Genomic DNA, 13,178 nt, shown 5'->3' with positions numbered 1-13,178 from the left:
ATGCAAGAATATTTAATTTTAATGTTAACCTTACTACCCACCTTCTTTTTAGCGTTGGTGCGGGTGAGCAGTTTTATTTTTGCGTCGCCTTTTTTCTCCAATACTGCCATTCCTGCGCGCATTCGCGCATTATTATCCCTCTTGATTACTGTTGTCATTTTGCCATTTATTCCTCCTATTCAAGATCTCAATTTAGCCTCAATTGACGGATTTATTTTAATTAGCGAACAAATTATTTTAGGATTAGCCGTGGGTTTTACCTTGCGAGTAGTGTTTGAAATTTTAATTTTAAGTGGGCAAATTATTGCGTATCAAACGGGGTTAGGCTTTGCCACCATCATCAATCCATTAAGCGATATTTCGGTACCCATGGTCAGTCAAATTTACATTCTTGCCACTACTTTAATATTTATTGCCTTAAATGGTCATTTGATGATTATTAAACTGCTTGCCAGTAGTTTTCATACCATCCCCTTAACCAATAGTGGTTTATCGGCGTTGCAATTTGAAACTCTGATAAACTTTACCAAAATTCTATATGCCAGTGCTGTTTCCATTTCTTTACCAGCAATTATTTCGATTTTAGTGGTTAATTTTGCTTTTGCGGTGATGACCAGTACTGCGCCACAATTAAATATTTTCAATATTGGTTTTCCCATTACGCTTATCATGGGCTTATTTATTATTTATGTTAGCTTTAGTGGTGTAATGGATCATTCACAAGAATTAATTCAAGAAAGTTTTACTACCGTTAACATCCTTTTACATAGGTAAATCCATGGCAGAGAGTGACGATAGCGAAGAAAAAACACAGGAGGCGACACCCAAGCGCAAACAAGAGTTGCGCGAAAAAGGTGAGGTGCCGCGATCGCGCGATTTAAATCGCATCATTGTGCTATTCGTAGGCGCTGCTTGTTTATGGTTAGTGAGTAATAATTTTTATTCAGCTTTCCAAGAAGTCGCGGTAAAAACATTTGATTTAACGCCGCAAGAAATGTTCGATCCGAGCATCATGTTAACACGGTTTGCTAGTTGTCTTTATATTTTAGGTATGAGCTTATTACCCTTTTTTGCTATTTTATTTGTTATTGTTATTTTTTCACCTGCATTATTAGGAGGCTGGGTATTTAGTGCTAAATCTCTAGCATTTAAAGGCGAACGCTTAGATCCTATCAAAGGCATAGGCCGAATATTTTCATTAAGAAGTTTGGTTGAGCTATTAAAATCCATTGCAAAATTTATAGTGATTGCAGGAGGAGGAATTTTAGTTCTCTATATTTATTTTCATTCAATGATTAATCTCGATAAATTACCTGTTGAGCAGGGTATTACTCAAGGAATGGAATTATTATTTCAAGGGTTTATATTAATTTCTGCAACTTTAGTGATTATTGTGTTATTTGATGTGCCTTATCAAATTTGGGAATATTTGCGTAAGTCAAAAATGTCGATAAAAGAATTAAAAGATGAATCGAAAGAAACTGAAGGTAATCCTCAGCTTAAACAAAAAATTCGCGAAACCCAACAACGCATGTCCGAAAAACGGATGATGCAAGCGCTGCCCAAAGCTAATGTCGTCATCACCAACCCTAACCACTATGCCGTTGCATTAATGTATGATCAAGATAAAGAAGGTGCACCTAAAGTGGTGGCAAAAGGGGTTGATTTTCTAGCAGAGAAAATTAAGGAAGTTGCCAAAGAACATAAAATTACCATTGTTAGTATTCCACCGCTGGCGCGGGCGATTTATTATAGTACGGATCTAGACGCAGAAATTCCTCAAGGGTTATATTTAGCAGTCGCCAAAGTTTTGGCTTATGTTTATCAGTTGAAACATTATGTGGCGGGTTTTAGTGCAAAACCCCAGGCGCCCAAAGCCAGTGAGTTAAAAATTCCGCAAGAATTGCAACGCGAATAACGTAGGGAAATTATGGAAGAAGGGATAATCGATAAATTTAAAGTAATTGCGCAGGGAAACTTAGGAACGCCCTTGCTGATTATTGTTATGTTACTTACGATGATTTTACCCGTTCCAACTTTTATGTTGGATATGCTGTTTACCTTTAATATTACGCTATCATTAATCATTATTACCACCTGTATTTATATCACGCGCCCGTTGGATTTTAGTATTTTTCCCACGGTCATTTTAATCGCCACGTTATTACGGTTAACTCTCAATATTGCCTCGACTCGTGTCGTCTTACTCCATGGTCATGAAGGTCCCGATGCGGCAGGGCAGGTGATCCATGCCTTTGGCACGGTATTAATTGGCGGAAATTTCACCGTTGGTATAGTAGTATTTGCGATTTTAGTCATTATCAATTTCGTGGTGGTGACAAAAGGTGGTAGCCGTATTTCAGAAGTCAGCGCACGCTTCACCTTGGATGCTATGCCGGGTAAACAAATGGCAATTGACGCGGATTTAAGTGCGGGTTTAATTTCGCAAGATGAAGCGAAACAACGTCGTGCTGAAGTGTCACAAGAGGCCGATTTTTATGGGGCGATGGATGGTGCCAGTAAATTTGTACGTGGTGATGCAGTTGCTGGCATATTAATTTTATTTATCAATATTATTGGTGGGCTGGCTATTGGGATTGCCGATCATGGTATGCCATTTAAGAGTGCCTTAGAAACCTATGCCTTATTAACCGTGGGTGATGGTTTGGTTGCGCAAATTCCTTCGTTACTCTTATCTACAGCAGCGGCCATGATGGTGACACGCGTTTCATCTAAACAAGACATGTCCAGTCAAGTTGTTCGTGAACTCATCACCAATCCCAAGCCCTTAGCAATTTCTGCTGGCGTATTAGGCTTATTAGCAATCATTCCTGGCATGCCACATATTGTATTTGCCTTACTCAGTTTAATTTCAGGAGCAGGTGCTTATTATCTTTCGCGGCAAAATGAAATTAAAGCCTTTCGTGAGCAATTAATGGAAGCTAATAAAGAAAATCAACAGCAACAACAAATAAATGAAAAGCAACAACCTCCAGAAGAAAAAGAATTAGATTGGAAAGATGTGAGCACCATCGATATGATCCGTTTGGAAATTGGTTATCGATTAATTAATTTAATTGGTGCAAAAAAAGATGGGCCATTAGTCTCACGAGTAAAAGGCGTGAGAAAAAAACTTTCACAAGATTTAGGATTTTTAATTCCAACCATTCATATAAAAGATAATTTAGATTTACCCCCTACTAATTATCGTATTATCGTATTAGGTGTAAATTATGGAGAAGCTGAAATTATGGTCGATAGGCTTCTCGCCATCAACCCAGGTCAAGTGTTTGGCAAAATTGAGGGAAAAATAACCCGTGATCCCACCTTTAATTTAGAAGCGATATGGATCCGCGAAAGTCAACGTAACGAAGCGCAAAGTTTAGGGTATACCGTCGTTGATCCTGGTACAGTGATAGCCACGCATTTAAATCAAATTTTACAAGAAAATGCGGCTGAATTATTAGGACACGAAGAAGTGCAAAAACTATTAGATCGCTTAGAAACAGTCGCACCCAAATTAGTAGAAGCCTTGACTCCCGCCGGTGGAATTTCTTTGAGTACGATTGTGAAAGTCCTCAAAGAATTATTGCGGGCCAACATTCCCATTGTTGATATTCGTTCTATTTGTGAAGCGATTATTGCAGCCAGTCAACGCACGCAAAATGTTAAAGAGATTACCGCTTCCGTGCGTGTAGCCTTAAAGCGCATGATCTATCAACGTTTATTTGGCAGTGAAAAAACTGCCGATATTATTACGCTCGATCCTGGGTTAGAACAAATTATGTTGCAATCGGCAAAAATTAATGATCCCAGTGAAGATTTATCGGCAAATAATTTAGGGCTGGAGCCAAATCTTGCGGAGCGCGTTTTTGTCGAATTAGCCCACACCGAACAACAATTATCAACTCAAAGCAAACCTGCTGTACTCGTGGTTTCACCAATTTTACGAGAAAAACTAGAATCCTTTACTAAGCACAGTATTCCAGGTTTAACGGTTTTATCGTATCAGGAAATTCCCGACGATAAACAAATTAATGTCCTTGCTGTGATTGGACAACCAACAGGAAGATGAAGATGAAAACGAAAACTTTTTTTGCGGCTAGCATGCGTGAAGCACTGAATAAAGTAAAAGAAGAATTTGGTAGTGAAGCCATTTTGTTGGAACAACAGGAAGTTCCTGGCGGTATTGAATTAAAAGCCGGAATACATGAAGCCACTGTGACTGAGAATCATGAAGAGCTCTATCATCCTGCTAAAATTATTGCGAGCGATGAAAGCCCCAGTGATGATCCTATTGAAGTGCGCGATTTTATTTTAAAACATACTAAGTTGACACCTATCGAACCAGAAATACTCGTGGAAAATAAACCATCTTCAGCCGATCCACAATTAATCACTGAAATTTTTAATGAGTTAAAAGAATTGCGTTATGCACTACAGTATCAAACCTCACAATTTGTTACGCAACAAAATTTTGAGCGTAATCCTTATCACGGATTATTGTATCGAAAATTATTTCATTTAGGCTTTCATCGTAAAGTGTGTCGTCAAATTTGTGCCGGTATTAATTACGAACAAAATTTTCAAAACGTTTGGGAAGACGCATTACAACATCTAGAAAATTTGATCAGTATTGATGATATTGATTTATTAGAGAAGGGCGGAGTGGTGGCATTAATTGGTCCCACAGGGGTAGGAAAAACCACGACAATTGCTAAATTAGCCACACGTTTTTGCTTAGAACATCATCCCAATGATTTAGTATTAATTACCACCGACTCTTATCGCGTTGCAGGACGAGAACAATTATTTACTTATGGTCGTTTATTAGGTGTGCCAGTGGAGGTGGTCAATGATGGACGTGAATTAAATCAAATACTCAATCACTATCGCGAAAAAAAATTAATTCTAATTGATACTGCTGGAGTCAGTCAGCGTGATAATATTAATCTGGCTAAAAACATTGAATTATTATCAAGCACTGAACACACTATTCGAGCTTATTTAACGCTAACAGCCACGAGTCAAATTAATGTGTTAAATGAAATCGTTGATGCGTTTAATACCACCAATTTGGCGGGATTAATGGTAACCAAACTGGATGAAAGCACTCAGCTTGGCGCTATTATCAGCGCGGCCATTTTACATCATTTAAATTTAACCTATTTTAGTACAGGTCAGCATGTACCAGAAGACTTACAACAGTTTTCAAAATCACAACTTATTAAACTTCTCGTACAATCTAGTGAAGCCCCAGAAGGTGAACAACCCGAAGAGAATTTTTTAATTGCTGGAGAAGATTATTATGAATCAAAATAATGAATTCGATATACTTTCTCCGGCGCGGAGTGCTGAATTAAAGCCGGTAAAAGTCATTGCCATTTCTGGCGGCAAAGGTGGTATTGGTAAAACCAATATTGCCTTGAATTTATCAATAGCACTGTCGCAATTAAAACAACAAGTCTTATTATTAGATGCAGATTTAGCCTTATCGAATGTCGATGTTTTGCTAGGGATTAAAGTTCGGCGTAATTTACAAGATGTTTTAAGTGGGCGTGCGCAATTAGAAGATATTATTATTCGTGGTCCTCATGGTGTGTTAATTGCGCCTGCAACCACGGGAATTTCAGCTATGGCAGAATTAAGTTTAACAGAACAAGCCAGTATCATTCATGCCTTTTCTACTTTACGCTACGATGTCGATGTTATGTTGATTGATACTGCGGCAGGAATTTCCGCTAGCGTCTTAAATTTTACTCACGCCGCGCAAGAAGTCGTGGTAGTGGTGTGTAACGAACCCACTTCAATTACGGATGCTTATGCCCTCATTAAAGTGTTGTCACGACAATATGGAATTCAACAATTTCAAATTTTATCGAATATGACGCATCAATCCGATGAGGGAAAAATGATCTATAATAAATTACGGAAGGTCAGCGATGAATTTTTACAAGTAAGCTTGCAATATCTTGGTGCGATACCCTATGATGATCATGTGCGTTTAGCCGTGCGACATCAACGTCCATTCTTGGATGAATTTCCAACCTGTCGCGCCGCACTGGCGCTTCGCCATATTGCAAAACAAATTTATGACTGGAAAACACCGCTTAATGCAACGGGACGAATGAGTTTTTTCTTTGAGCGGTTACTACAAACGGGAACGCAGGTGGTACGATGACGGATATTGAGTTATATAAAAAAACAGCTCAACCAGCCATAAATATCGAAGATTACGTCGAAAAATATGCCTATATCGTAAAACGCAATGCCTATCATTTATTATCTCGTCTCCCCAAAAGCGTGCAAGTCGAAGATTTAATTCAAGCAGGAATGATTGGATTAATTGAAGCAGCGCAACGTTTTGATCCCAGCAAACAAGTGACTTTTGAAACCTATGCCAATATTCGTATTCGCGGTACGATGTTGGATGATTTACGTAAATCCAGTTGGATGCCACGCTCAGTTCATCATAACATGCGTAAAATTGCTGAGGCGATCCACAAAATTGAAAATGAAACGGGACAAGAAGCTCAAACCAAAGACATTATTAAAGAATTAGGTGTTGATATCGATACCTATTCTGAAATGGCGGGAGCAGCACAGGCTAATGAATTATTCAGTTTTGAAGATTTGCATGAAGATAATTTAAATTTCGAGCAGGATTCTGCTGATCCGTATGAGGAAACCCAAAAATTGGAAATACATGGACATTTAAAAGATATTTTAAAAACGTTACCCGATCGCGAGCAAGCCGTATTGAGTTTTTATTATAGCGATCGCTTACGTTTTAAAGAAATAGGCGATGTCTTAGGCATTGGTGAAGCACGGGTGTGCCAAATACACGGACAAGCATTGGCGCGTTTACAATCACGCTTAAAAAAATATGTTCAGCAACGAGAGTAGAAATCATGGAATGGATTAACAGTGTCTTTTATTACTGGCTAAATATTGGAGCGTTCAGCCAATTTATTTTTGATTTTTTAATGATAGCCAGTATCGTTTTATTATTAGTCATGTTAGTCACCTTATTATTATCTCAACATGCTAAGCAATTATCACTCCACCAACAACAAACCGAACTTCTCCAGCATCTCCAAGAACAAAGCCAACGTCAACAAGAAGCGATCACTAAATTACATAAACGATTTAATTTAACTGAAATGGCATTAACCGATTATCAACAAAGTATCGCCAATATTGAACGTTCACTCTACAAACGCTCTGCTCCAGCGCTGCAAGAAGATAAGGATGAGCAAGTCACTTATCAGTTTGCGATGAAATTATTACAATCAGGCAAATCGATTAATGAAGTGATTCAATATTGCAATTTAAGTGCAGGTGAGGCCGATGTCTTAAAGGCACTCTATTTGAAAAATCGCAAAACCTCGACTGCTACTGAGGTTTAAGATGAAATTAGCGCCCAGCTTAATCACGGAATTATTTTTTTTATTATTCACGCTTGGCGTTTATGCCCAGTCACCCACTCTGCAAATTTTAACCTGGCAAGGATCGCAAGCACCTGGCAAGGATATCCGCTATTCAACCCAGCAAAAATCCCTGCAACATCCGATGCAAAGTTTATGCGTGCAAAGCGGAAAAATGGCCGAAATTAATTTTGGTGCAGCAGTACCTATTCAGGTAATTAGCGTGGGTTGGCAGCAAACCGAGATTAAGCAAGATTACCAACCTGTGCAATCCTCTTTTGCCGTGCGCGCAGAGGCGCACCGCAATTATGCTGAAATAAAAATTTATCGACAAGCTCAACAGTTTGCTAATAATTCATTAGCGATCAATACGCAAAATGTTTTGACAACACTCAATGTTCCTTATAATCGCTGGGTAAAATTTGCTGGTAATGAAAATAATTTTAATTCCGTTACCTATAATACACAGCGCTCAAATCGAGTGGATGATAATTTTTATCTTAAAGTAATTTTATTGGCGCCAGGACAATACTGCCAATAAATTAAACTAAGGAGAGTTTTATGTTAAAACCCACGTTAACGACAACGCAAAAAGCGTTAGCGATTAATATTGATAAAAATAATTATGGTTCGATTGCAGAAATTGGAGCAGGGCAAGAAACCGTGGGATTTTTTTTTCATGCTGGAGGTGCTGCGGGTACTGTCGCGCGAAGCATGTCGGCGTATGATATGGCGATCAGTGATTCAATTTATGGACGCGAAGCAAAAGGTCGATATGTTTGTTATTCGCGTTTGTTGAGTATGCTCGATCACGAATACGCATTAGTTCGAGAAATTTTAGCTGAAAAGCATAAAGCACAAACTAAATTATTTTCATTTGCTAATACCGTCACTACCTGTAGTTTTTCTCGCCCGAATGCCGAAGCTCATGGTTGGCTTGGCATGCGTTTTCAACATGAAGCTGGATGCAGTGAGCCCAGTGATGTGATTATTCACATTCGTTTACTTAAAGGCGATTTTTTGAGTCAACAAGAAATGGTGGGAGTGGTTGGTGTTAATTTAATTTATGCGATGTTTTATTTAATGGATAATGCTGAAAAAGCAGTGGAATCACTGGTCGAAAATATTTCACCCGGTGCTGTAGAAATTGATTTCGTCGAATTTAAAGGACCCATTGCTAAAAATATTAATCATCATTTAATTTGTTTGCATTTGGTTAAATCGAATTTAACCCACGCAATTTTGTTTGATAAAAATGGGAAAATTAAACAACCGGCTGAAGTATTGTATAAACATCCGACCTTAATTCAACGTGGCAGTTTTCGCCCCATTACTCATGTTAATATGGATATGCAGCAATGTGCTGTTCAACAGTTTATGCAAGAGTCAGAAGTCCAAAATGGCACACCAGAAATTTTAATGGAAATTACGATGAGTAATTTGGCTGCGGATGGCACCATTACCGAGCAAGATTTTCTCGATCGAATTAATTTATTAACCTTGATGGGATATTCAGTATTAATCACGAATTTCCCTGAGCATTATTTATTTGCAAATTATCTATCGCGCAATTCTCGCTCTATGTTTGCGATTGTTGTCGGAATATCGAATTTACGAGAAGTTTTTAAAGAAAAATATTATGAAAAACTCGAAGGAGGGATCTTAGAAGCATGCGGAAAATTGTTTAATCGTGGTAGTAAGTTATACATTTATCCCGAATACGATCCCGTCACTCAAACTTTACACAATGCTGCAAATTTAGAAGTCGATAGACAAGTTTATCATTTATATCAATATTTATTAGCCAATGGCTCGATTGTCGATTTGAAAAATGCCGATATCACTAAATTAAATATTTATTCACGAAAAATATTGGAAATGATCCAAACTGGACAATCGGGCTGGGAAGAGTTTGTCCCGCAACAAGTGGTGGAAGTCATTAAAACGAATCATCTATGGGGCGCCAGGTAGCCTGAAACGGAGCACTTGTAGCCTGGAACGAAGCGCAGCGAAGATCCAGGATCTTACCATCTTTATACTCTGATCCTGGATCTTCGCTGCGCTTCGTTCCAGGCTACAAGCGCTTCGTTCCAGGCTACGCGTTGCGCTATGCAAGGAATTTCATTAACAAGGCTGAAAATAATAATCCAATCGTCGTGATAACCATGGGCAAATAAATATTAATATTAGCAAGCATTCCGACTACCGCACCATTTAATCCAAATGCAAAAGCCATAATGGCACCAGTAATGCCCATTACCCAACCTTGTGCGGTCTCATCAACTTGATTTGAAAATAATGTAAGTAAAGTTGAGTAAGCCAGTGCTGCGGCAGCACCCGTTGGCGCGACATAAAGCCAAATAAAAATGGGGGAGGGTGCGGTAATGATGAGTAGGGTAAATAAAGCAGTAAGCGCAGAACCTCCCACCACACACGTTTTTAATTTAAAATATTTCACGCAAGGATCGACTAAAATTCCCGTACCAATTCCAAATCCAGCGCCTAATAAACCCATATAACAACCAATGGTCATAGCATTATATTGGTATATTTTTAGTAAAAACATCGAAATAAATGAATAAAATCCTGCCCAACCAAAGATAAAAATTAATAAGACCAGGGAAAGTTCACGGACTTTTTCGTGCGTAAAGGCGGAAATAAAAATATAAATAGCGTGATGCAGTTTTAATTTTATGGTTTTTACGGGTAAAAACGTTTCTTTATAAATGAATTGTAATAATAAGGCATTAAGCAGTGAAATGAACGCTGCGAAATAAAAGGGTGTTTCGTAATTAAAGTACGTTGAAAGATGGTGATCAGATAAAAGACCGCCTGCTAAAGGCCCCACAATAAATCCCAGTGCAATCACGAATAACATTATTCCTAAATTTCGTGCTTTGTGTTCATGGCTGCTAATATCCACAATGCTGGCTTGAGCGATAGACTGACTGCCTGCGGTGAAACCTGCAATCAAACGGCCGATGAGTAATAGTATGTAAGAGTGGAAAAACCAACCCTAAACCCATGCTATCGATGAATAATACTAAAAAAAGTGGGGCAGCCATCACTAAAAATGAAGGTGCTGAGTTACTTAATAAATGTTGATTTTCCATAGTTGCTCGCTCAGTTATTCCGGCGCAATTGCACTGGGGCGGTGGATGTTAATTAATAATCAAAAGATTGGGCGGTAGTTGTTGATTGAATCGAAGAAATTAATTCATGAGGGCTTACTAAGATTTCATAAAACACCCGCTATTCTAGCGAATGAATTTTGGTAGTCAATACTTGCTTGATATGAAGTACAAAAAGCATTACAATCCGCCTGACTTATAAAATTGAGATATACCCACGCCCTTCAATCTGCATCTTCATTGGCAAGCGGTATAGTTATCGAGGAACATGAAATTATGGCTGAGCAACCCAACTCCAATCTAGGCGATCTCCGAAAAACAAATATTATTTATCAACTCTGTCAGATCCCTGTCGCACGCAGAGATGAAGCTTGGTCGCAACATTTTTTAACGCATGTTGCTGCCGCAAGTTTTCGCTGTGGTGAGCCACAGGTTATCACCGGACCCGATGGATTTCCCTATTTTCAATTATTGCTGCCAGAGCCTGGAAAACATTTTGAGTGTTTTGTCATTGAAAAAATGGTGGATGATTTTTTATTGGCAAATGGGCTGGGAATTGTCATCAATCCGAGCGGGGATCAACCCGATTGGGTATTTACGTATGGGGATATTCTTAATTTCAAACTCAATAAAGAATTTTATTCACCGCACGAATTATTCAATATAAAAAATCATGATGAAGTATTTCCCTCAGGCACGCATTTAGTGGTTGGTGAACCTGCTCAATCAGTTTTGCCGGATGTAACAAGAAATATTCTCCGGGAATTCTTTAAAGGAAATGGAATATTATCTCCAAAAGTGTCACTCATCATGGAAAAAACCCATGATGGCATCCAAAAAGATTTGGCATTTAATATCACGCCACAAGATTTTAAAAATGAACCCGAGTTTCGACAGTTTTTGCAAGCATTAGGCTGGTATTTTCCAAGGCATTATTCCATTATGGGCAAAGCGGAAAATCCCTCAGCAAGTGATTTTAAACCCTTATAGGGCGGGGCGTTATGTTGCTAATTGGCAAATGATTGCTGCTTCCCTCAGCTTTATTTGGACAGTACCATGGCGTTATATGGTATTAACAAAGTGGTATCTTCATCTTGCGGCTAAAATTTCATCTTAGAAGAACGAAGACCTGGATCTCCGCTGCGTTACGTTCCAGGCTACAATACTTCCGATAATCTTTATTATCGGAAGTTAAGATTGTAGTTTCCACAGTAAATTATGCTTTACCCCTGGCCATTCACTTTTAACAATACTGTAAGCACAGTCATCCGATATAATACCATTTTTTAAAATTCGTTGATTGCGTAATATGCCATCTAGTTTTGCGCCTAAACGTTCAACCGCTTTTCGACTCGCCTGATTAAAAAAATTAACCCGAAACCCCACCACGTTACAGTGCAGTTTTTCGAAGGCATGGGTTAATAATAATTTACATTCGGTATTAACGGGGGTCTGTTGTTTGTTTTTTTGATACCAAGTCCAGCCGATTTCAACCCGTTTGTGCTTTTCATCCAAATTGTAGTAAGTCGTCATACCAATAGGTTGCTGGGTTTGATTTTCAATAACCGTAAAAGGTAGCATCGTGCCCTTTTCTTGCAAATTTAAGCGACGTTGAATTTCGGCTAGCATATTGTCAGGGGAAGGCACAGTTGCAAACCATAATTTCCATAATTCGCCATCCTCAACGGCTTTCGCTAATGCGGGAGCATGCTCTATGGCTAAAGGTTGTAAGCTAACATACTCACCTTGCATCATACTGGGGATCGACCAACTCATGGGATTTTCCTTCTAAAATCAGTAATTATAAATCAATCCACTGTACTTGTTCTACGCGCAAGGCACGGCCTAAAAAGCGCTCGCTGATTTTGGCAAAACGTTCTGGAGAATCGGTTACAAAAAATTGTGAATGTTCTAGTTGATTTTGCTGATGGGGGTGTTGTAACTGATGTTGTTTTAATAATTCAGCAACCGTTTGAGCGGTGACTTCTGCGGAATCGATTAATTGCACATCGCTAGATAAGACGTGATTAATGGCGGGTTTCAGTAACGGAAAATGCGTGCAGCCTAAGACTAAGGTATCAATCGCATTATCCTCTGCAAACATCGGTTCTAAATATTTTTTGGCGACAGCAATACTCACCTCATCAAAATGCCAACCTTCCTCAGCTAGAGCAACGAGCATTCCACAACTACACGTATTGATCACAGCCTGTGGATTATGGTTTAAAATTTCGCGTTGATACCCGCCGGCGCGAATAGTCGCTTCGGTTGCTAAAATTCCTAAATGATGACTGCGAGATTGTTGAGCCGCATACAAAGCGCCAGGTTTTACCACACCCACAATCATTAAATCTGGAAATTGATGTTGTAAATAGTCTAAGGCTAAACTCGATGCCGTATTACAGGCGATGACCAACAGTTTAATCTGATGTTGTAATAAAAAACGAGTGATTTGTTCACTATAAACTTGTACGGTGTGTTCGCTTTTAATGCCATAAGGTAAGCGTGCCGTATCACCCAAATAAATAAATTTTTCACAGGGAAGTGTGGCTTCCAGCGCTTTTAACACGGTTAGTCCACCTACTCCTGAATCAAACACACCAATCGGTGCTAGTGACAT

13 protein-coding genes are annotated in these 13,178 nt (G+C 38.8%); 10 read left to right on the top strand and 3 right to left on the bottom strand.

The features are described from left to right. From fliR to KIT27_00785, 9 genes are read left to right on the top strand one after another with little or no spacing between them, the layout of a single operon-like run. Entirely contained in the window at positions 1 to 774 is a 774-nt protein-coding gene (gene fliR / locus KIT27_00825) for a flagellar biosynthetic protein FliR (GenBank protein MCW5588181.1), read from the top strand. Between the two features lie 4 nt (positions 775 to 778). After that, positions 779 to 1,918, top strand: coding sequence for a flagellar biosynthesis protein FlhB (gene flhB, locus KIT27_00820; GenBank protein MCW5588180.1), 1,140 nt, complete (start codon positions 779 to 781; stop codon positions 1,916 to 1,918). A 12-nt stretch (positions 1,919 to 1,930) separates the two neighbouring features. Continuing rightward, a complete protein-coding gene (gene flhA / locus KIT27_00815) occupies positions 1,931 to 4,075 on the top strand; it encodes a flagellar biosynthesis protein FlhA (GenBank protein ID MCW5588179.1) in 2,145 nt (714 codons plus the stop codon). A gap of 2 nt (positions 4,076 to 4,077) precedes the next feature. After that, on the top strand, positions 4,078 to 5,322 hold the full coding sequence (gene flhF, locus KIT27_00810) for a flagellar biosynthesis protein FlhF (GenBank protein MCW5588178.1): 1,245 nt from the start codon (positions 4,078 to 4,080) through the stop codon (positions 5,320 to 5,322). Further along, on the top strand, positions 5,309 to 6,181 hold the full coding sequence (locus tag KIT27_00805; protein ID MCW5588177.1) for a P-loop NTPase: 873 nt from the start codon (positions 5,309 to 5,311) through the stop codon (positions 6,179 to 6,181). The genes flhF and KIT27_00805 overlap by 14 nt, the downstream gene beginning before the upstream one ends. Then, positions 6,178 to 6,906 carry an RNA polymerase sigma factor FliA gene (locus tag KIT27_00800; GenBank protein ID MCW5588176.1) on the top strand — a complete coding sequence of 243 codons (729 nt, stop codon included), beginning with the start codon at positions 6,178 to 6,180 and terminating at the stop codon, positions 6,904 to 6,906. Before KIT27_00805 ends, KIT27_00800 begins: the two co-directional genes overlap by 4 nt. Before the next feature lie 5 nt (positions 6,907 to 6,911). Beyond that, the gene (locus tag KIT27_00795; GenBank protein MCW5588175.1) at positions 6,912 to 7,409 is read left to right on the top strand and encodes a hypothetical protein; all 498 of its coding nucleotides are present in this window, start codon (positions 6,912 to 6,914) and stop codon (positions 7,407 to 7,409) included. A 1-nt stretch (position 7,410) separates the two neighbouring features. Continuing rightward, a complete protein-coding gene (locus tag KIT27_00790; GenBank protein ID MCW5588174.1) occupies positions 7,411 to 7,968 on the top strand; it encodes a hypothetical protein in 558 nt (185 codons plus the stop codon). 20 nt (positions 7,969 to 7,988) lie between these two features. Then, entirely contained in the window at positions 7,989 to 9,398 is a 1,410-nt protein-coding gene (locus KIT27_00785) for a hypothetical protein (protein ID MCW5588173.1), read from the top strand. 136 nt (positions 9,399 to 9,534) lie between these two features. Here the strand turns inward: KIT27_00785 and KIT27_00780 are convergent, their stop codons facing one another. After that, a complete protein-coding gene (locus KIT27_00780) occupies positions 9,535 to 10,401 on the bottom strand; it encodes an MFS transporter (GenBank protein MCW5588172.1) in 867 nt (288 codons plus the stop codon). Between the two features lie 433 nt (positions 10,402 to 10,834). Between KIT27_00780 and KIT27_00775 the strand changes: the two genes are divergently transcribed. Continuing rightward, complete coding sequence (locus KIT27_00775; protein MCW5588171.1) at positions 10,835 to 11,548, top strand: hypothetical protein; 714 nt, start codon at positions 10,835 to 10,837, stop codon at positions 11,546 to 11,548. 201 nt (positions 11,549 to 11,749) lie between these two features. Here the strand turns inward: KIT27_00775 and KIT27_00770 are convergent, their stop codons facing one another. Beyond that, positions 11,750 to 12,334, bottom strand: a complete 585-nt coding sequence (locus tag KIT27_00770) for a GNAT family N-acetyltransferase (GenBank protein MCW5588170.1) — start codon at positions 12,332 to 12,334, stop codon at positions 11,750 to 11,752. A gap of 25 nt (positions 12,335 to 12,359) precedes the next feature. Continuing rightward, positions 12,360 to 13,178, bottom strand: coding sequence for a glutamate racemase (locus tag KIT27_00765; protein ID MCW5588169.1), 819 nt, complete (start codon positions 13,176 to 13,178; stop codon positions 12,360 to 12,362).

Source organism: Legionellales bacterium (assembly GCA_026125385.1).
Lineage (GTDB): Bacteria > Pseudomonadota > Gammaproteobacteria > JAHCLG01 > JAHCLG01 > JAHCLG01.
Note: the sequence above shows the minus strand (reverse complement) of the source record. Positions and strands in the feature narration are given on the sequence as shown.